General features: G+C 59.2%; 18 protein-coding genes. 2 read left to right on the plus strand and 16 right to left on the minus strand.

The genetic code is table 11. The features are described from left to right. Positions 1-32 precede the first annotated feature (32 nt). From ACR9YP_RS29945 to ACR9YP_RS29965, 5 genes are all read right to left on the minus strand, one after another. Positions 33-2,102: a tetratricopeptide repeat protein gene (locus tag ACR9YP_RS29945; RefSeq protein ID WP_438109393.1), complete on the minus strand. Its 2,070-nt coding sequence runs from the start codon at positions 2,100-2,102 to the stop codon at positions 33-35. Next, positions 2,099-3,442: an HlyD family type I secretion periplasmic adaptor subunit gene (locus ACR9YP_RS29950; protein ID WP_474217736.1), complete on the minus strand. Its 1,344-nt coding sequence runs from the start codon at positions 3,440-3,442 to the stop codon at positions 2,099-2,101. The genes ACR9YP_RS29945 and ACR9YP_RS29950 overlap by 4 nt, the downstream gene beginning before the upstream one ends. After that, complete coding sequence (locus ACR9YP_RS29955) at positions 3,432-5,666, minus strand: peptidase domain-containing ABC transporter (protein ID WP_474217737.1); 2,235 nt, start codon at positions 5,664-5,666, stop codon at positions 3,432-3,434. The genes ACR9YP_RS29950 and ACR9YP_RS29955 overlap by 11 nt, the downstream gene beginning before the upstream one ends. 129 nt (positions 5,667-5,795) lie before the next feature. Beyond that, positions 5,796-6,410, minus strand: a complete 615-nt coding sequence (locus tag ACR9YP_RS29960; protein WP_370986889.1) for a class I SAM-dependent methyltransferase — start codon at positions 6,408-6,410, stop codon at positions 5,796-5,798. Between the two features lie 204 nt (positions 6,411-6,614). Continuing rightward, positions 6,615-7,574: a calcium-binding protein gene (locus tag ACR9YP_RS29965; protein ID WP_249760912.1), complete on the minus strand. Its 960-nt coding sequence runs from the start codon at positions 7,572-7,574 to the stop codon at positions 6,615-6,617. 502 nt (positions 7,575-8,076) lie between these two features. Between ACR9YP_RS29965 and ACR9YP_RS29970 the strand changes: the two genes are divergently transcribed. Beyond that, a complete protein-coding gene (locus ACR9YP_RS29970) occupies positions 8,077-8,721 on the plus strand; it encodes a nucleotide-binding protein (RefSeq protein ID WP_474217738.1) in 645 nt (214 codons plus the stop codon). A gap of 99 nt (positions 8,722-8,820) precedes the next feature. On the opposite strand, the gene ACR9YP_RS29975 is transcribed toward ACR9YP_RS29970, so the two are convergent. Next, a complete protein-coding gene (locus tag ACR9YP_RS29975; RefSeq protein WP_370986619.1) occupies positions 8,821-9,180 on the minus strand; it encodes a transposase in 360 nt (119 codons plus the stop codon). Positions 9,181-10,174: 994 nt separating this feature from the next. Further along, positions 10,175-10,486, minus strand: a complete 312-nt coding sequence (locus tag ACR9YP_RS29980) for a hypothetical protein (protein ID WP_438109394.1) — start codon at positions 10,484-10,486, stop codon at positions 10,175-10,177. Between the two features lie 145 nt (positions 10,487-10,631). Between ACR9YP_RS29980 and ACR9YP_RS29985 the strand changes: the two genes are divergently transcribed. Beyond that, positions 10,632-11,444: a hypothetical protein gene (locus ACR9YP_RS29985; protein ID WP_474217739.1), complete on the plus strand. Its 813-nt coding sequence runs from the start codon at positions 10,632-10,634 to the stop codon at positions 11,442-11,444. Positions 11,445-11,576: 132 nt separating this feature from the next. On the opposite strand, the gene ACR9YP_RS29990 is transcribed toward ACR9YP_RS29985, so the two are convergent. The 9 genes from ACR9YP_RS29990 to ACR9YP_RS30030 form a co-directional block, all read right to left on the minus strand. After that, positions 11,577-12,026, minus strand: coding sequence for a tetratricopeptide repeat protein (locus ACR9YP_RS29990; protein ID WP_438109396.1), 450 nt, complete (start codon positions 12,024-12,026; stop codon positions 11,577-11,579). Positions 12,027-12,193: 167 nt separating this feature from the next. After that, entirely contained in the window at positions 12,194-12,595 is a 402-nt protein-coding gene (locus ACR9YP_RS29995; protein WP_474217740.1) for a hypothetical protein, read from the minus strand. A gap of 11 nt (positions 12,596-12,606) precedes the next feature. Beyond that, positions 12,607-14,229 (minus strand): type II and III secretion system protein family protein, encoded by a 1,623-nt coding sequence (locus ACR9YP_RS30000; RefSeq protein ID WP_474217741.1) that lies wholly within the window; start codon positions 14,227-14,229, stop codon positions 12,607-12,609. Positions 14,230-14,790: 561 nt separating this feature from the next. After that, a complete protein-coding gene (locus ACR9YP_RS30005; protein ID WP_438109398.1) occupies positions 14,791-15,207 on the minus strand; it encodes a TadE/TadG family type IV pilus assembly protein in 417 nt (138 codons plus the stop codon). Then, entirely contained in the window at positions 15,207-16,592 is a 1,386-nt protein-coding gene (locus tag ACR9YP_RS30010; protein WP_438109399.1) for a pilus assembly protein TadG-related protein, read from the minus strand. Before ACR9YP_RS30010 ends, ACR9YP_RS30005 begins: the two co-directional genes overlap by 1 nt. Before the next feature lie 8 nt (positions 16,593-16,600). After that, positions 16,601-17,119 (minus strand): hypothetical protein, encoded by a 519-nt coding sequence (locus ACR9YP_RS30015; RefSeq protein WP_474217742.1) that lies wholly within the window; start codon positions 17,117-17,119, stop codon positions 16,601-16,603. A 6-nt stretch (positions 17,120-17,125) separates the two neighbouring features. Then, positions 17,126-17,773: a methyltransferase family protein gene (locus ACR9YP_RS30020; protein ID WP_438109400.1), complete on the minus strand. Its 648-nt coding sequence runs from the start codon at positions 17,771-17,773 to the stop codon at positions 17,126-17,128. 2 nt (positions 17,774-17,775) lie between these two features. Further along, entirely contained in the window at positions 17,776-18,684 is a 909-nt protein-coding gene (locus tag ACR9YP_RS30025) for a type II secretion system F family protein (protein ID WP_438109401.1), read from the minus strand. Then, positions 18,681-19,400 (minus strand): type II secretion system F family protein, encoded by a 720-nt coding sequence (locus tag ACR9YP_RS30030; protein WP_438109402.1) that lies wholly within the window; start codon positions 19,398-19,400, stop codon positions 18,681-18,683. The genes ACR9YP_RS30025 and ACR9YP_RS30030 overlap by 4 nt, the downstream gene beginning before the upstream one ends. Positions 19,401-19,425 lie beyond the last annotated feature (25 nt).

The following is a 19,425-nucleotide window of genomic DNA, read 5'->3' on the forward strand; positions in this document are numbered from 1 at the left end:
ATGCATTGGACGCTTCGTTCCGCACTGGCAGACTAGCGCAAAGTTTCTGTCTCCGATGTGAAGGCCCGATCGCGTGTCGCGCCGATCGACTGGAGGCGCCGCACGGCGCCTTCATTGCGTTGCCGCGCCGCGTATTGATACCAATTGACCGCCGCGTCGCGATCTTGCGCGGTGCCTCGGCCCGACATCAACGCGTCGCCCAGCGCAACCTGCGCTTCCGCCATGCCGCGCTCGGCGGCCCTCTGAAACCATTCCGTCGCCTTCGTCACGTCAGCCTGGCGCCCCTGTCCCCTCCCGAGCATCACGGCGAGGTTGTACTGCGCAACCGTATGTCCCTGCTCTGCAGCGGCCTCGTACCAGTTCACACCCTCAGCAAGATCCAGGCCCACTCCGTAGCCTGTGCAGTACATGACGGCGAGCTGGAATTGTGCGGCTGCATGCCCCGCGCGCGCCGCCTTGGCCATCCATGATGATGCTGCCTGCGCATTCCCCACCCCGCTCTTCGGATCCATATGGAGAAGCCCCAGCATGTACTGCGCCTCGACATGGCCAGCATCCGCCGCGCGCGTGAGCCATGGAGTGGCACCTAGTATATCGGCGGTTCCGCCGAACTTACCTATCTTCAGCGCGCCCAGTTGAAACGCCGCCGGAGGATGACCGGCCTCCGCGGCCTCTCTCAGCAAAGAGTGCGCGCGTGCAACGTTATCATCAGACGCATCCTGATGAAGCAGGAAGAGCGCGTAGGCGGTCTTGGCGTCAGGATCTCCGCTACCGGCGGCCCTGCTCAACCATTCCGACGCCATTTCCTGATCTTTGGGAACGCCGGCACCGGTTGAATAGAGCTTTCCGAGTTGCACCTGTGCGGCGCTGATACCGCCATCTGCGGCACGTTCGAACCATTTGATCGCGGCCTCCACGTTGCGCTGAACGCCGGAGCCGTTGAGATAGAAGATCGCAACGTTGAATGCCGCAGTGGCATGGCCATTTTCGGCCGCGCGCTCGAACCACTTCGCGGCCTGACGAATGTTGGGCGAGACACCGACACCAGTCGCATAGAACCGGCCGACGAAGAATTGCGCCTGCGCATCGCCCCGCTCGGCGGCCTTCTCGTACCAAACCGCCGCCTCCCGCAAATTGGGCTCGGCATCGGCTCCGTTCGAATAGAATTCCGCGAGTGCCTGAATTGCCGGAAGGTAATCCTTCCGCGCCGCCTTGCGCAGCGCGGACTCGGCCCGATCGAGGTCTTTGGCGACGCCCTTGCCGCTGAGCCGTAACAGGCCGATGTTGTAGAGTGCGATCGGATCATCATGCGTGGCCGCACTCTGGAACAGGCGAGCGGCCTCAGTCGGGTTCTCGGGCAAGCCCATACCCTTCAACGTCATGAATGCGAGCCCAATCTGCGCCCTCACGTGATCGTGCGCCGCGGCCTTGCCATACCAGATCGCAGCCTGCGCGAAATCGACGAGTACGCCGCGTCCCTGATAATAGACGTCGCCGAGCGCGAATTCGGCCGGCGCAAATTTCTGATCGGCCGCCGCCTGATACCAACGAAGTGCAGCAGCGAGGTCCTTCGTGCACCCCTGCCCTTCGCTGTAGAGATTGCCCAGGATGGTCTGAGCATCCGCTTTGCCGGCTTCGGCCGCGGCCGATATCCAGCGAAACGCGGCGCAAATATCCTTAGCGACACTGGTCCCGTGCGGGAATATCAGGTGATGCACATTCGACGCGGTATCGCCCAATCGGGCGGCGGAGGATTGACGCCAGGTCTCCGGCCTATTCGGTCCGAGGCTGGCGTTGACACCGTACAGATAAATCAGGCCGAGTTGATATTGCGCCTCGGCGTGACCTCGCTGCGCCGCGCGTTCGTACCACACCGCGGCATCGGGAATGCTGCCCGCCACTCCCTGGTTCTTGGCGTAGAGCATGCCGATCCGATAGTCCGCTTCCGCGTCGCCGTTTTGCGAGGCACGCTTCCAGAACTTTAGTGCCTCCAGATAGTGACCGCGCTCGAACGCCGCCTCCGCCGGACCAAGCCGCCTTTTGTCAGATCCGTGAGACGCGGGCCGAAGCCATTGGAGGAGCGATCGGGTCAATGCCGTCATGGCTCACGCATGGCCTCCCGGATGCCCTTCAGCATTCCGCCAAGCAGATACATTCCGACCGCCCGCGTGCCGACATGGACGTCTCCCGCAAGCGTCATGCCAGGAATCAGGCGGAAGTTTTTCGGGACATCCTTGAAGTTGGTCGAATCCACCGAGCACCGCGCCTTGTAGTACGCTTCGATAGGCTTTCCATCGTCGTCGGTTGTGAAGGCACCCTCGCTGATCCAGCGCACTTTGCCCTCGGCTGTACCATGCTCCGCGGCATTGAACGCATCGATCCGCATCGTGCAGGGGTCTCCGGGCCGGATAAAACCGACATCGCGCGAGGCGATGCGAATTTCAGCCTCGAGCTTGGTGTCGGTCGGCATCAGAGTAATGAAGGGATCGCCGGGCTTCAGCACCGACCCGACCGAGAGCCTTGCCATCGTCAACACGACCGAGTCTTCGGCGGCGGTCAATCGGACCAGATCCTGGTGCCTGAGCGCCTTCTCATATGAGGCTCTCGCCTCGTCGAGCTTGTTGCGAGTCGTCACGAGATCCTGACTCAGTTGCGCAAACCATTGCTGCTTGAAGGCGTCACGGTCCGCGATTGACGCGGCGAGCGTATTCTGGGCTTCGATTAGGCTGTTATGGGTGTTCTCCAGGGTCCGCAGCAATTCAAGCCTTGTGTCCTGGGAGATAAACATATTGAGTTGCGAGCCCGTGCCGTGCTCGGCCAGCGTCGTGCGCATGGTCTCGATCTTCTGCAAGATCTCGTCACGCTGCCGATATCTCGCATCGTCCCCGCGAAGCTTCTCCATCGTCGCCTGCGTCTGCTTGATCTTCGAATCGAAACTATTGATCTGCGCGGTATATTGCGCCATCCGCTGATCATAGAGCGCCTTCTGCAAGGCTGCGTATTTCTGGTAGTTCTGGTCTGGCTTGCTCGCAAAGACCAGCGGATGCTGGTTCAGCTCGGCTTCATCGCGCGCCACCTGAGTCTCGAGACTAGCGATCTGCAACTTCGCCTGGGTCAGGTCCGCCGACGTAAAAGTCGCGTCCAGGGTCGCAATAAGCTGTCCCGGTTGCACCTGCTCGCCTTCCCGCACGTCAATCGTCTTAATGATCGATGGATCCAGCGCCTGAAGGACGCTGATCTGTCCCACCGGCACGATTCGCCCCCCAACGCTGGTGATGACGCGATCTATCCGCGTCAGAGCGAGAATGGCAACGATCGTGACCAGGAAGGCCGAGAGCACAAACAGCGTTGCTCGCGCGATCAGAGGCTCAGCCTCCTCTCGGATCGCATCCGTTTCCGATTGAAATTGGCGAACGGTCGCAAGCGCACCATCAGGAGACAAGCGTCGGACTCCCAAATTTTGACCGATCGCTGCGGGCTGCCGGCGCCAGATGCGTGTTCTGCTGATACCACAGCGAGCTGTAGATATCGTTGCGCGCCAGGAGCTCCTCATGCCGCCCGATATCGTCGACCACACCACGATTAAGCACGAGAATTGCGTCCGCCTTTGTCAGGGACGACAGGCGATGCGAGATGATGATCAGCGTCCGGCCATGCGCGATGCGCGTTATGTTGGCGTTCACGATCGCCTCGCTGTCGGCGTCGAGCGCGCTTGTCGCCTCATCGAGAATCAGGATGGGCGGGTTGACGATCAACGCACGCGCGATCGCAAGCCGCTGCCGCTGCCCTCCCGAGAGGTTCGGCGAACCTTCATAGATATGCGTCTCGTAGCCACGCGGCAGCTTGTCGATGAATTCTTCGGCGCCCGCCAGCCTCGCCGCCCTGACCACATCATCGAATGACGCGTCCGGCTTGGCCGCGGTGATGTTTTCGCGGATGGTTCCACTGAACAGAAAATTCTCCTGGAGCACCACACCCACGTTACGACGGAGATGGTCGATGTCATACTCGCGAACGTCGATACCATCTATCTTGATCAATCCCTCATAATCGGAATGCAGCCGCTGCAGCAGACGCGTAATCGTGGTCTTGCCGGATCCGCTCTTGCCCATCACGCCCAAAGTAGTCCCCAGCGGGATTTCGAAGGAGATGTTGTTCAGCGTGGGCGATAGCGCTCCCTTGTATTTGAAGGTGACGCCGGAGAACTCCACCTTGCCCTCGAGCGGCGAACGCACGCCATGGCCGGAACGCCCCTCTTCCGCCGGCCGGTTGACGAGATTGCCGACGATTGCAACCGCACTTCGCGCCTCGTCGTATTGATTGATGAGCTGCGCCATCTGCATCAGCGGACCCGAGACGCGCTGCGACAGCAGCAGGAATGAGAACAGGGCCCCGATATAGACAGGATCGTTGCTTTCGAGCGCGAGATAGACGCCGAGCGCATAGGAGCCGCTGACGGCCAGCCGCTCCAGCGGACGCACCACCGACTGGATGGCGTTTCCAGTCATGCCTTCCACGAGCCGGGCCTTGGCAACGCGTGCGACCAGAACATCCCACATGTGGCGCTGCCGCGTATCGAGCGCGAGCGACTTGATCGTCCGGATGCCATTCAAGGTCTGAACCAAAAATGCGCCCTGCGCGCCCTCCGCGGCCAGCACCGCAGTCGACGCCTTGCGGTAATTCGGCAACATCAGGACGAGCCACGCGACGATCAATGCCGACAAGGCGAGAACCACGATCGTCATGACGGGGCTGAAGAAGAACATGACGGGCAGGAAGAATATCAGCGTCGTAGAGTCGAGAATGGTGCCGAACAATTGCCCCATCAGGAACGAGCGAATGCGAAAGACTTCCCGAATGTCGCGCGCGACGAGGCCGACGGCCGTCTGCTCGAAATAGTCGATGGGAAGATTGAGGACCTTCTCGAAGACGTAGGTCGACAATTTGACGTCTAGCCTGGTCGTCAAGCGATGGACAAGGAACTGTCTCAAGAACGAGAAAGCCGCCTCGAAGGCTATGACCACCAGCATCGCGACGCAGAGCACATAGAACGTGTTGTACGCCTTGTAGAAGATCACCTTGTCGGACAACAAGCGCCAGAACATGATCGGCGCCAGGCCGAGAAGCCCGAGGATCACGGCGGCAATCGCGACGTCGCGGACCATGCGGCGTTCGCGGAACAACAGCGCGGCTACGAGGCCGAAACTGAACGGCTGCGCTTCGTCCGATATCTCGTAGTTGCGCTTGATCAGGACGAGATCGCCGGACCAAATATCTTCAAATCGTGGTTGGTCGATCACGAGCAGCGCGTCTTCCGCGGCATTCGGATCCCTCAGCACGATGCGCGTATTGTGTGCGCCTCCCTCGACACGCAGGAGCACCATATGGCTCCCATTGCGAAGCCGAACGATGACCGGGAGCGCCTTCTTGAGATGAGACAGTCCGCCCCAATCGAGCTTGACGCACTTCGCGCGCATGCCCGCTTTCTCCGCGCAGCGGATAAGCTGATGGAGCGTGACGTTCTCGTCCGGCAGAAGGTTGTCTTGAATGAGCTGTGAGGACGTGAGGTGCAGCCCGTGCTGTCGTGCGACGATGATCAGGCACCCCAGTGCCGATGCCGGTGCTGCATCGGCAAGGTTCTGGTCATCGACACCGTGGACGGTCATGGATGTCAAGCTACCTGCCATCTATGTTAATACTTTCACATTCGACTGTGAGCATAACATTTTGTGGCAAAAAGGCCAGCAGCACTTATCGTTGAATTTGAGAAATGGTTGGCCACACTCGCAGATACGTCAGGACCGGGCTTCCTGAAAATTGAAGCCGGATTCTAACAAAGACCTCTGGATGGCCTCGCCGTCGGCCTCGGGCATGAGCGCGAGCGCACAGACCTCGAAATTTTGGGTGCTGACCGAAACGGTCGGAAAACCGGCCATCAGCAGGAGATTGCCGAGTCGCTCGGCTGTAAATCCGGTGCGGTGGGCCATGTGGACGCGCCCCTCCTCGATCGCGCGCGAATGGCCGTAGAGCATGTCGAGCGGCCTGATCGGCCCCGCCGGCGAATGATAGGCTATCGCGGCAATGCCATGCTCGACGATGAACTGAGCAACCGATTCCACATCCGGGCTCATAATTAAGGCGAATCCCCCTGGTTTCAGGACTTGGTGGAACTGACGCAGCGTCGGATAGACCTCGTGGGCATAGAGGTGTTCGAGCACGTGCGACGACCAAACCGCGTCGAAAGACTGAGACTCGAACGCACCGCTCAAACCAAGAATCGAGCCGAGCACATCTGGCTTGACGTCCGGGTCGATGTCGAACCGGGTCTCCTCCCAGCCATGGTCGACGATCATCCGGGCAATGCGCTGGGCCGTACCGGGTCCCGAGCCCGCATTGAGCAAGCGTTTCATCTTGGCAGACAAGATCTGTTCCTGGCATCGGGCGCCCGGTGAGCGCCAGGTGATAATATTAGCAAATCAGAACTTCTCCAGCATCGAAGCAAGACATGGCAATGATAAGACGACAGGAGGCGGAGGACGGCTTAACTCTCGAACTCCAAAGCAAAAGCCCCGCCGTGAGCGGGGCTTTCACACACGTAGCTTGCAGGAGCCGGATCAAAGCTTCGGCAGATGGACGTCCTGATCGGTGAAGTGGAGATCCTCGACGCCACTGACCGCGACCGTCTGGTTGTCGCTGAAGTGTAGGGTGTAGGTGCTCGTTTTCGCGTCGACGTCGATCTTCGTGACATCGAAGAAAGAGCGATTGGCAAAGTCCACAGTGTCCGTGCCGGTGCCGCCGACGATCGTATCGTTTCCGGTGTGGGTCTGGACGTGGAACGTATCGTCGCCGCTTCCGCCTTGCAGCGTCGAGTTCGCAGCAGCCCCGCCGCCGTAGACCCAGAACACGTCCTTGCCGTCACCGCCTTGGAAGACATCGCCCTGCGCGCCGACCAGCGTATCGTTGCCGTCGCCACCGGACAGCGTGCTGTGCCCCGACGCCAGATCTTTCAGGAAGTCGTTGCCACCGTCGCCTTCGAGCAACTGAGCGCCGGAGCCCGCCTCGAGACGGTCGTTGCCGGTGCCGCCGGTCAACGTATCGTTGCCAGTGCCGCCATAGATGCTGTCATTGCCGGCGCCGCCGAACAGCGAGCTATTGCCGTGCCCGCCGTGGATCGCATCGTTGCCGCTGCCGCCATAGACCGTGTCGTCGCCGCTATCGTACAGGTTCACGCTGTCGGAACCCTTGCCCATGGCGACGAACACGTCGTTATCGCCGCCGATCACGTCGAGCGTCTTGCCGCCGGCGTCATCGAGGATGATCGCCTTCAGGTTCGGCGTGGTCTCGACCGTGGTGGACTGCGAAACGTCGAGGACGTTAACGACCGGCGGAACGCTCCCTCCGGAGAACGGTCCGGACTCGAACCATGCTCTCGAAGCATCCCCGGGATCGTCACTGAATACACCGCTTTGCTCGAGCGAGTCGATCAACGCCGATCTGACGCTCGCCTCGATGTGGTTTCCGTTCTGGTGAAGAAATTGGCCCAGCTCAGTCTTCGTCAGGTACGAGACGGCCATGGTACCCCCTTTCAAGTTTTACTGATGATGATCCGACGCGCCAATCAGCGGCAAAGGTGCTTGAGGCTGAATGTGCTGCGACTTGAACGGGAGCAAACAGGTTGCATCCGCCCGGCTCACCAGCGCCTTATGTTAGAATGTTAAGGCGCCGGCTATTTTTGTTATGATGAATGTTAGTCGCGGCGCACAATCACTGTCAAGGATCAAATTCACGCGCTGTTAACTCGAATTTGAGGCAATGTCATATTGTGTTAACTATCGCCCGGCGATGCAGGGGAATCCGTGATCGAATGACGCTTTTCTCGCCATGTGCCGGCGGTTTGATCCGTACCCATACGAAATTCGTCGACGAGGCATGTGTGGAGACCATATGTACGAGCTTCGCCCGCCTCACTGCACGAGGAGCAAGCGGTCGGCAGCCCGCGAGATGAAGGGCACCGACCGAATCTGCCGAGAATACGATCACTTGTTATTGTAGCGCCGCATGAATTCTCCCCGACCGATGCGGACAACCATCACAGTCACCCAACGCAAGGGCGGGGTCGGCAAAACGACGATCGCGATCTGTATCGCCGCCGAGTTGACCCGCAGGGGTCACGATGTCGCGCTGGTCGACAGCGATCCTCAGCGCTCCGCCGCTCATTGGGCGGAGTTGGGCAATCTGGAATTCCCGGTCTACGAGATGGCCCTGGAGGACATTTCCGTATCCGCTTGGGCTCAGGAGGTCCGAAACGTTGAGGCCGGCATGGTGGTGATCGATACTGCCCCCAACGCGCGCGGAATGGGAGCATCGATCGCGGTGGCAGACTTGATCCTAGTCCCCTGCACTGCCTCAGGGCTGGATCTCGATGCAACGACGCAGACGCTGGCCATCATTGAGGCGGCGCGCGAGCGCCGGCGAGATCGAGTTCAGGTCATTCTGGTTCCGAACCGGGTCGATGGCCGTACCCTTGAGGGGCGCCAGCTTGTCGAGGAACTGAGTGAATTCGGCGAGATCGTTGGGCCCCCGATCGCAAGCCGCCTCGCGTTCGTTCGGTCCTTCACTTACGGACAGTCGGTCGCGAGCTTCGTGGCTGGCGATCCGGCCGATCGAGAAATTCAAGCCCTGGCAGACGAAATCGAGAAAATCGTCGGAATCGCGCGATAGCAGCAGCCGACAATCGCACGACGCGCGCTCAGCACATCCACTGCATGATCCGCAGAGATGCAGGTACTCGTTCGACCAGTGAGATGAATGATATTCGAATCAGGCTTTGCGTGCCTGGCCAGCGCGGAGCGCCGGTGTCGAAGTCTCTTCAAGCCTCATCTTCTCGAGCATAAGATCCGTGACAAGCTTGCGCAGGCGCTGGTTCTCGACCGTGAGTTCTTCCAGCACACGACGCATTTCGCTCATAGTCGGGAGATCGGTGGGCGCGTTCGTGCCAGCTTCGCGAAGGTTCGAAGATTGCGCCTCGTCCTTGCCTAGCGACAGTTTCCGCCAACGATGCAGTGTCATGATGCTCACCCCAAGCGCTTTGCAAATCTCCACCTGGGAATTGCCCGCTCGGGCCAGTTCATCTGCCCGGACAAGTTTCAGCATGATTTCTTCGTGAGAATGCTTCTTCATATTCGCGCCTAGTATTCGTTGCGGCCCGTAAGCTCGCGCAGAATTCGCTGTCTGGCTTGGCCAGGGCTCGACCTGACCAGCGTCAAATAACATATACGCCGGGATTCGGAAAATGACTCAAGGTGATGCTATCATACTTATGCCAAGTTCATGAATGATATTTTTGGTTATGCAAACTAATTCCTAAGTGTTAGCTGCAGTGCAATTAACGTTTTCGGAACTTTAATTGCAATTCGGACGCCGCTTTCAGTCGGGCACCTGCCTAAGTTGCGGAGGTCGCGTGTCGCGCCGTCGACATGGGTGAAGCGAGTTGTATTGGGCTTCCTCAGCCATCCGAGCTGGACGATAGTTTGTGCTTCATGCCAGTGCCGGCCAGTCGGGCGATGTGACGTTTGCCCAAAAGATCGCGCCCGAAACATGAGAGCAAAGTGAACGCGGTCGCCACTAGGTTTACTCGAGCGGCTTTTAATTCAGATTGGCTAGGCCTCTCCGTTAGAACAGAGAATAATCGCGAAACTGAGTCGCTGTGGTCCCGCCTGCGCTGCGTGATAGGAGCCCACTTCGCCGCCGCTCGTTCGGCAGACTTCCTTCCGACGGTCAGCAGCGCTTCGCACTTCTGGCAAATGTCCGCTTCGCGCCGCCAACAGCAGACCTCTCGCTCTAAAACGGCGAGCGAACTCGCCGCCCACGTTGCGCCGACTGGGGCGGGTATGGATCATGTCCCGTGGCATGGTGTAGCTGAGTGCGGGTCGCATTCGCCGGCATGGGGCCGGATCGGTCAGCTGGCGATTGCCGGGAAGCTGATGGCTCTCGCTCCAATCCATCATGGGCCAATTTGAGCAACCTCCAGCCAAACGACGCAAGCTAGAGCATGCCGCCAGAGCTCCTCCCAATGCGGCGAAAAAGACACCGAGCGAGAACGCCAAGATGAGGGTCCGGTTGATATCGATGCCAATTGACTACGCCATCTCGCGGTCGCTGGTGACCGCCGGGATCAGCGCCCAAGCCGGATATGGTTGATCAGGAGCCGCAGGCCGATGACGACGAGGATGGCCATCCCGACAAGCAGAATCTGGTAGCTTGGATTCATGACGCCATCAATGCTCGACGTGCAAAGCAATCGTATCGGTGCATCTTCGTAGAACGATTGCAAGCAGATCAGGCGCTCGAAGTCCTCCAGAAGGCGGCGAAGTCGTTCGTCTGTAAGGCGAACCGTTGTGCGCGCGCATAGGGCTGGTGCTACGAAACGATATCTGTGGTTCCGATGTCCTGATCCAATGCTGCCGCCGTTGTCCTCAATTGACATAAGCTTTGCCTTTCGGCACGCTTTGCGCCCACGGAAATGGTGAATGATTTACAGACCCGGCGACGTCGGCACGCAAACGCAGCGTGCAAACGACCGTTTGGTGCCCTATTCGAAGCCGCGTCGGCGCACCCGCTAAAGTTGATAGATGACTCTTTCGAGAAAAACTATCGGCCAGCCTGATCAGCCGATGGGGCGTGATCCGTTCCACACCGCCGCTCATCGGCCGGTGGAGCGTCACCTCGCCGAGAACCAAAAGCCGGAGCCACGCGCCGAGCAAAGCAACAAAGCACCTATAGTTCATCCGGCCCAGGAGGCCTCTGCTGCGTCATCCGCACATTTCGGTTCTGTACGAGGTGTGTCCGCCAGTGTGACCGCCTATACAGATTGGATGAAGCGAGGACGCCAAATTTGGCACGAGCATTTGCAGCGCGGTCAACTACCCGAGGGGCCCACAGGGTCGATGGGAAACATCGAGCGCTGGTTGCTCGGATTGCTGAGCGTTGTTGTTCTCGTGAGCTGCGTTTGCGCGACGATTGTCTTCACGCAGGTCAAGTCGCTCAAAGTGGAGATCGCCACGCTGCAACGCGAGATTATCGCGCTCAAGCTCCGCGTAGCCAGGCTTGATCAGATCGCAACCGCCAACGAGGCACGTGAGAAGCTAATCAGTGAACCGCCTAAGCCGCCGCCAGAGACCCGGCCTGATCAGGCTTCGCTCATCCTGTCGCGCGAAGAGATTCAGCTGATCCGCGACTATATCAAGCCTGCCCCGGTTGCGGGGTCCGTGACTGAGTCGATCAAGGTCGGCGATCCCGTCTCGGGAGAAACCATCCCCTTCCCTTCTCCGATCACGGAGAAGGTGCGAAAACTGCTTGGCGCGAGATTTACCATTCGCAACGGCGTCATTGTCATTACGCGAAATGGGAGCCACTACGCTGATGCTGTGATCGGGTCCAATTGACGAGCGGCGGGCCAACGCCCTGCAACGACTGTGAAGCTTATAGAATGGCGCGCAAGGTTCGGTAACCGATCTGCACGTTCAAGGGCGAGCGCCAAAGCCCGCCTGCAATAGCTTTGCAGGTAGTTATTCGACTTATGGCTGGTTGTTCGGCGGCCGTTCAATGAACCGTCGGCTGCCGTTCAGTAGCTCAAGGTTATTGGCGATAACCGGGTTACCTGGATCGAGCGAATAGGCCTTCTCAAATTTCCGCCGCGCCGCACTCAGATTGCCACGCAGCATGTACGAATAACCCTGATCATTCAGGACTTGCACGGTTTCGCCTCCCAGCCGGATCGCCTGGGCATAGGCCTGGTCAGCCAGATCAAAACGACGTATCCGATCATAGCTCGCAGCCAACCCGATCCAAGCGGTCACGTCCTTGGGCGATTTCTCGACGCCGTCCTTGAAATAGCGCTGGGCAATCCCGTAATTGCCGCGGTTGAAATGCTCCAAGCCCAGCCGTACCGGTTCGTCCGAGGGATAATATTTGACGTCGGTTGGCTCCTGCACGGAATCCCCGCCAGGCGGCTCGACGGGAGCCACGACGGCGGCCTCCCTTAGTGTCTGGTCACAGGCTGCAAGGCCTGGTGCCAGCCAGCAACAGGTCAGCAATACAATGGCACGTCGCATAACTCTTGTCCCCCGCCCGGCCTAGCGGACTCACTGCAGCTTTGGCCAGTAGCGTCGCAAAGTTCACTTATCAAACGCCGTTACCTAGCCCCTGCCGGCGCGCCAACCGGTACCGATACTCCAGCAGTCGATCCAGCCCCCAATCCGGTTACGTTAACATTCTGGGTCACGGGAGGCTTCTGGCCCATTTGTTTCGTCGGATCGCCCATGTCGGGAAGCTGATCCACCGGCTGTTGCGTGTTGCCGTAACGCGAAACGGCTGCCCCCACGCGCCGCGCATCGTACGCGATCCTGCGATCACCGACGTTGCGCGGCCATGGATGGATTGTGTGGGTAGCGGCGTTAACCTCTTTGGCGTTGCCGGCGCTCATCGTGATGGTGTCAGAACGCTGGAAGTAGCGGTCGACCTCATCATGACCGGCGAGGCCGTAACATCCCCCGAGCAGGATGGGCGCGAACAGAATCAGATTCCTTATGGCCATCTCTCGCACCTCTAGTTGAGGGTTTTCACGACTGGCTGGTCGGTAACAGCTGCCGGTGCTGGAACGGGCACCCTGACCTCGGGAGCGATGATGTGGCCGTACGGCCCTTTCACCTCGCCGCCGGAATTGACGTAGTCATTGTAACGCTTGCGGACTTCCATCTGGCCATTGAGGAAGAAATCGACATCGTTGGCTGGAAGGCGGGAATCGAGCGGAGACGCCAGTTGCTGGCCGGGTGCAGCCGGTGCGACCAGCCGCGGCGTCACGATGATCACCAGATCCGTTTCCTGCTGCTGGTACGACTTGCTGCTAAACAAGGTTCCGATGACCGGCACCGAGCCGATCCAGGGCAATTGCGAAACGTCCTGCCGGTTGCGAGTCTGGAGCAGGCCGGCGATCGCAAAGCTCTGGCCGTCGCGCAGCTCGACCGTGGTCCGCGCGTCGCGCCGCGACAGCGCCGGGATGGTCGTCCCCGCGATCGTCACCGCGTTCTGGAAATCAAGTTCGCTGACCGTTGGCTCAACCCGAAGGTTGATCACGCCGCGCGAGAGAACGGTGGGCACGAAGGCCAACTCAACACCGAACTTCTTGAATTCTATAGTAACAGTCGGCAATGCGCCCGCAACCGCCGTAGAGGCGACCGGCACTGGAAATTCACCGCCGGCCAGGAAGCGCGCGGCGTCGCCCGATAGCGCCATCAGGTTAGGCTCCGCCAACCGGCGCAATAGGCCCTTGGTTTCCAGTGCCGACACCAGCAGATCAACCGAGGCGCCATTGCTCGTTCTCAGCACGCTGGTGAGTAAGTTACCAAACGGCACAGCTCCACTGGCCAGCGTACCTACGGTGCCAAGCAATGGTAAGGTCCCGGCCGGTGGCCCCACATTTGGTTGTGGTACACGACCACTTCCGGGGACTATTGCGCCATTGACGGTACTTCTGCTGCCGAGACCGGAATTTGCTAGGTTCGATCCACTCGCATTACCCGCATAAAGGTTCATGCCGAGGTCGCGGCCCGCCTCGCGATTGACCTCGAGGAAGCGCACTTCGAGCATCACTTGTTGCGGCGCGGCGACGCTCATGGCGTTGACGACGACGCCGCCTTTCGCGACGGTGCTGGTGGCGATCGCCATGGCCCGCTCGGCTGCGACCGCGTCAGCGGCGGTTCCGCTGAGCACCACCTGTCCCTCGGAAGCCGAGACTCGAATGCCCTGCATGCCGGTGCTGGACCGGATGTTCTGCTGCAGATTCCCGGTGTCGATCACAACCTCGATGTCGAGGATTCCGATCTGCTTCATCGACGAGTCGAACAGGATGACGTTGGTGGTACCGGTCTGCTTACCCTGGATGTAGATCATGTGATCGCTCAGGGACTTCACGTCGATGATGTCGGACGAGCCCGCGACGATGGTCGAAAAAGCCGTGTCGACCTTGAAGGTGCGTGACTTGTTGACGACCACCCTGACCCGCTGGACGTCGCTCATTTCGCTGACGATCACGCCGCCGGAGGAGCCCCGCCGGTCTGCAGCCGCCGCGAGGTCTGCGGACCCAAGCAAGGCGAGCGCCGCGCCAAAACTCATCACGCTGAAGGCGAGAAGCCCCCCTACCGCCTTATCCGAAACGCGACCGCCACCCATTCGAGTCCCCCCGCCGCGATCCGCGGCATCCCCGCAAATCTACGTGCTCGACGTCCCTCAACAGTTCCCCTCTGCGCACCACGTCGCAGAGCTTACAATCTGTCCCACTACAATTCGTTACTTCATGTTTCCAAGATCATCGCCCTTCATCCTGCCTCCTTGCAACAAGAGATACTTACCGCACAGCCACAAGCTGCAAAGAAAACTTTCCAATGTTGCCAGCGAGCATCATTTTCTCTGCAGCTCTGTTCAGAACTATCCGGCAGCACAACCACCTTGCGCGAGGTTCCGTCGTCGCCCCGCCATCGAACGGGGGTCGATTCGCAGTCTTGAGATGCGCTTGGCCAGGCGCGAATTGCTCTGACGCAGTTCGATGCCAAGCGTTTGGCCAGTTCCACCGGCGCCACCGCGAAGCGGCGTCCGCCCAATATGCGTCAGGTACACTGCCATATTCGGGCCTGCGGCAGGGTGGCACTTGCCATGGCATGTCTTGGCTTCGCGTCCGGCATCATCGCCATCGCCAGGGGGGCGGGTGTTCATCGGCCGATGTTCGGGAGTGCGCTAGAAGGGAATTTGCGTGGACGCGCTCGGCGCATTGAGCGCTGTGCCCCATATCGGCATCAGCATGGTGAAGCCGGCTTGAGAAGCTGTAACAGTCAAATTGTTGCCGCTAGACGCCACACTCAATGTTGGCGTGAGACCGCCGAAGTACAGGAACGGCGCCGCGTTCTGCTTGTCGGTAGTGGGCATGGGATCGCCGGTGCAGCCGGACGGCGACTGAGGCGGGCTCTGAAGCAAGGCAGGCGTATAGCAGTTGATCATGACCGCCCGGGCGCCGGCACTCGCGAGCGTCCGCAAAGACTGCATCGTGATGGCATAGCGTCCGAGATCGAAGATGGCGAAGATCAACATGAAAAGCGGCACGAAGACGAGGACGAATTCGAACGCCGCGATACCCCGCTGATCGAGCTTTCTCATCACTGCACCAAGCGGACAACTTGGGTGTAAGGGACGGTGACCGGATTACATCCATCCGTGCTCAGGAAGCCGCCACCGCCCATGGTGAGTGTTTTGGCGATCACTTGTGAACAGGTCGTATTGGAACTGCTAGTCGATCCGTTCCACGTAACGTCGACATTCGGGAAATACATCGCACCACCCAGTTTAACGGTACCACCGTTGATGTCGACTTTGTTGCTGCTCTTGCTTGGTGCCTGATCATCAATCAGAACGCCGTTCAGATCAGAAGAGAAAGGGTTGGTGTAAGGCGCGGACAGCTCAACTACAGCGCCGGCCGCGATGGAAAGGCTGGAATCCCCGAGTAGTACGAGGGTTACACCTTTACCTGTGCCCGATGGTGAAGCGGTCGGCCAGGGCGTGCAGGCGGTGCAGGTGACCGTTCCGGCAAAAGTTATCGTTGCATTGTAGAAAAAGTACGTTCCGGGAGCAAAATCTACGGTGCCTCCGGCGTTCACCTTCAGACTGCTGTACACCCCGCTAGCGCTGTTCTCGCTCAGCGAACATTTATTACCATTGGTAACATTGCCACTACCGCATGGTTTTGTTGACGGGCCAGTCCTGCTGTTGAACGATTCACTGTCCAATTTGCCGAGCGGATTGTTGGCGTACGGCATGAAATAGTTGTGCGTAACGCCGGGATTGGCGCAGGTGCTGGCTGGACTACAGCCCGTTGCACCCAAGACGGCCCATCCCGAACCTGTGAAAGTGGCAGTGCTGGCAAATTGAACACTGTAATCCGACATTATCGGGCAACCCGTTCCGTTGTTGCTGACGTTGCCGGCAATTTTAAGCGCCCCTCCGCCGCCGCTCGGATCAGGCCCAAGCGCCAAGGCGCACACTTTGCTCGGCAACTCGACCAGAGCGATTGCTTGAGCGGGGATGTTGACGGTCGTCAAACCCAGCACTCCCGACAAGTAGGCCGGCTGTTGCTGACTGACCCTGGCGCGAACAGCGTTGCCGCCTCCTGTAGCCGGCGTTGTGAACGCGCCAGCACTGTAGCTGCCGATATCGATCTGCACGGCCCGCGAGATTCCTGTCGGAAGGCTGGTCGCACAATTGGTGCCCGGATAGGCCGTGTCGCCGGAGTTACAGAACCCGTTCTGTGCCGCGAATTCCTTTGCTTGATAGTCCACTGATGTATCGCAGAGCACACCAGCATTCGAGCACGCAAGCCGCAAGGCGCCCGAGTAGGCCGCCGCGTCGGCAGCATTCTGCGCCTGTTGCCTGGTAACGTACCACGATCCGGCCTCGGCCCCGAGTGCGACCACGCCGATGAGGGGCACGAGCGCGATGACTGTTGCGAATGCGGCGGAGCCTTGTCTGGAACGGAGCAGACTACGCATGGAAACACCTACTGGAAGCGTTCAGAGTAAGGCAGCGTGTAGGTACAACCGCTGGGACACAGCACCGACGTCAACACAATCGGGGCCAAAGTGACAGTTGTCGAAAACGTAAAGTACTTTGGAGTCGAACCAAGATTGCCGGAGTTGCAGGCAGTGCTTCCGCACATGACCTGGATGTTGCCGATCGTATGCCCTGCGACTGTTGTCTGCAGCGTTGACACCCAGGTCCCCGGGTTCGCCGGGTCGGGCGGATTCTTGTACTGGATATATTGCCCGAAGGAGCGCAACGCGGTCCACGCGGAGATAAAGCGGAAGCCCGCGGCGGCTACGTCGGCGAGCGGCATCAGCAGGAACGACACCAAGAATATGTAGACGAACACTGTCTCAAACGCGACGGCGCCGCGCTGATCTGCGATGAAGGACTCCCTACGGCACGCGCGCCTGACTTGACCGATACCTACGACTTCCGATCGCGGAGCCCGAGCCTTGGCGATTTGGACCATGTCCATGACAATTCGGCCACGCATGGCGGCTCACCAAACATACGGGATCACGCGCCAACGTGATGCTTCGTAGCTGGAATACTCAGGGCAATTGCGCCGAAGCAGATCTTCCTCGTAAAGAATTCGGCAGACCTGGATGCCGATATGCAGGACCAGTACGATCACCGTAACCGGTGTCAGGTATTGCAGCACGACGCCGACGACCACGATCTCTTCTGCGACATAGAGTGGGTGCTTGATCCATCGATACGGACCGGTCTGCACTACCGAACGCGCCTGCGGCACCAAACTGAACGACCGACCTAGATGTCGGATGGTGACAAGCATCATGATCGTGCCGACCAGCACACAAGCTGTCGATGCCAGGTTTGGCAGCGTTTCGTCGGTTTTGCCCAGGAAGCTGATCGTCCATGGCAAATAGCTCCCGACGAACGCAGCTATTCTCGGAAGTAGGCCGTCTGCATGCGCCTTTGCTGGAGAGCGAGTGATGATCAACAGCGCCAGGAGCATGTAGAAAATGGCAAGGCAAAAACCCGACAGAAGCGATGGCCAGGGATCGGCAAGCGATGCCCCAATCTTGACGGCCACGCAAAGCGCCAGCAACAAGAACCACATGCTGCCGAACAGTCGCATGATCCGATCGTGCGAATAGTTTTTCGAAAGGGCGATTGTGCTCATGGCTACTTACCGAAGCTTGCGAACGAACGCACGAGGTGCAAAACGGGGCTTCCTCCCATGATGACAAACATGGCTGGAAGCAGGAAAAGCACCATAGGAATGGTCAGCTTGGCGCCCAATTTGTGTGCTCTTTCCTCGAGCTTGGTAATACGTTCTCGCCGCAGGTCGACCGCTATACTGCGTAGTGCTTGGCTCAAGGGCGTTCCGTATTGCAGGCTCTGGCTGATCATGGTGCCGAACCGGCGAAGCCCCTCTGAGGTATTTGCCAAATTCTCGAATGCGTCGATGCGATTTGGCAATATCCGGAGATCATCAAGGAGACGGTGCAATACCCAAGCCATGGCAGGATTGGTCTGCTTCATTTCTTCCGCTACACGTCCCAGCGCGCTCTCCATGCCCATTCCCGCTTCGCTGCACACGACCAGCAAGTCGATCATGTCCGGCGCGCCCAGCCGAATGGCCGCATCAAAACGGCGCTTCAGCACAGTCAGAATCAATCGTGGCCCCATAATACCGATCACGACGCCCACCAGCGTGAAGACCAGCACGTCGGCAGGTCCCCTTCCCGAGAGTTGCGCAAGAAGCAGCGCAATCACCGGGAACAAGAACATGCTGACGACCTTGACGCCGATCCAGATCGGCAAGCTTCGATGATGATTGAAACCAGATGAGTGAAGGATCGTTCGCAGTTCTTCCAAATTCTCCTCGGCGTAGAAGCGCCGATACCGCACGCCGAGCCATGAAAACCAGCTGGTCACGTCTTGGAAGGTCGCTGACCGGTAAGGGATACCCATCACGGCGTTTGACACCCGCGTATCCATTGCGCGGACGTGCATTTCGCGGATGATCAACAGGCAGGCCGCAGTTCCAGCTGCTACTGCGAGGGCCACCAGACTGAGACCAAACGTCATAGTTCTGTTTCCCGTCTGACCATCCAGCTTATCACTAGGTGTCCGATAAGGACCGAGGCTATTGCGTAAGCCAGAAGCTTGTTTCCCATCGGATCAGAGAACAACAGATCGACATTTTGCGGATTGGCGGCGTAGAGCAACGCTCCGGCAATCAGGGGCGAGACCGTAAGTGCCCGCGAGGAGAAAATCACCTCTCCTGCCAGCGCCTTGGCGCGAGCAGCTAGCGCAACACGCTGACTTACTGTGTCGCCTAGCGTCTGCAAGGTTTCACCCAAGCTGCCGCCTGACTTCAATTGGACTGCAAGTGTCACCGCGAACATCGCATACTCTGCCACCTTCGTTCGCCGATAGATGGCTTCGACGGCTTCCTCCGGAGGTCTACCCAGATTCACTTCGCTGCATACGATGGCAAACTGTCCAGCCGTTGGTTGCGGCATCTCGCGCGCGATGGTACGAAATGCTTCGTGCACCGGAAGACCCGATCGAACCGTACTTGTTACCAGCTGGATCGCGTCAGGCAGCTGTCGAAAAAGTTGACCGGCGAAGCGACGTTGCTGCCATCCAAACAAACCGCGTACGACCACTATTGCGGCAATTGCAGCCGCGACAGACACGTAGAGAATGGAAAATCCCAGCAGGCTATTGGCGTAGAAGATTGCGGCTACCGTGATGGCGGAGGCCAGTAGCACATACGCCGGATGCCAGACGTGAACCATCTCAGGCCTGTAGTTCGCCAGGTGC

The organism is Bradyrhizobium sp. BR14999, assembly GCF_056106085.1.

Bases quoted from the DNA above. Each gene is read 5' to 3' on its own strand.
- ACR9YP_RS29995 (WP_474217740.1), bottom strand. From the start codon at position 12,595: ATGGCCATAAGGAATCTGATTCTGTTCGCGCCCATCCTGCTCGGGGGA.
- ACR9YP_RS29960 (WP_370986889.1), bottom strand. From the start codon at position 6,410: ATGAAACGCTTGCTCAATGCGGGCTCGGGACCCGGTACGGCCCAGCGC.
- ACR9YP_RS30020 (WP_438109400.1), bottom strand. From the start codon at position 17,773: ATGAGCACAATCGCCCTTTCGAAAAACTATTCGCACGATCGGATCATG.
- ACR9YP_RS30025 (WP_438109401.1), bottom strand. From the start codon at position 18,684: ATGACGTTTGGTCTCAGTCTGGTGGCCCTCGCAGTAGCAGCTGGAACT.
- ACR9YP_RS29955 (WP_474217737.1), bottom strand. From the start codon at position 5,666: ATGACCGTCCACGGTGTCGATGACCAGAACCTTGCCGATGCAGCACCG.
- ACR9YP_RS30015 (WP_474217742.1), bottom strand. From the start codon at position 17,119: ATGCGTGGCCGAATTGTCATGGACATGGTCCAAATCGCCAAGGCTCGG.
- ACR9YP_RS30000 (WP_474217741.1), bottom strand. From the start codon at position 14,229: ATGGGTGGCGGTCGCGTTTCGGATAAGGCGGTAGGGGGGCTTCTCGCC.
- ACR9YP_RS29965 (WP_249760912.1), bottom strand. From the start codon at position 7,574: ATGGCCGTCTCGTACCTGACGAAGACTGAGCTGGGCCAATTTCTTCAC.
- ACR9YP_RS29980 (WP_438109394.1), bottom strand. From the start codon at position 10,486: ATGTCAATTGAGGACAACGGCGGCAGCATTGGATCAGGACATCGGAAC.
- ACR9YP_RS30030 (WP_438109402.1), bottom strand. From the start codon at position 19,400: ATGGTTCACGTCTGGCATCCGGCGTATGTGCTACTGGCCTCCGCCATC.
- ACR9YP_RS29975 (WP_370986619.1), bottom strand. From the start codon at position 9,180: ATGAAGAAGCATTCTCACGAAGAAATCATGCTGAAACTTGTCCGGGCA.
- ACR9YP_RS30010 (WP_438109399.1), bottom strand. From the start codon at position 16,592: ATGCGTAGTCTGCTCCGTTCCAGACAAGGCTCCGCCGCATTCGCAACA.
- ACR9YP_RS29970 (WP_474217738.1), top strand. From the start codon at position 8,077: ATGCGGACAACCATCACAGTCACCCAACGCAAGGGCGGGGTCGGCAAA.
- ACR9YP_RS29945 (WP_438109393.1), bottom strand. From the start codon at position 2,102: ATGACGGCATTGACCCGATCGCTCCTCCAATGGCTTCGGCCCGCGTCT.
- ACR9YP_RS30005 (WP_438109398.1), bottom strand. From the start codon at position 15,207: ATGAGAAAGCTCGATCAGCGGGGTATCGCGGCGTTCGAATTCGTCCTC.
- ACR9YP_RS29985 (WP_474217739.1), top strand. From the start codon at position 10,632: ATGACTCTTTCGAGAAAAACTATCGGCCAGCCTGATCAGCCGATGGGG.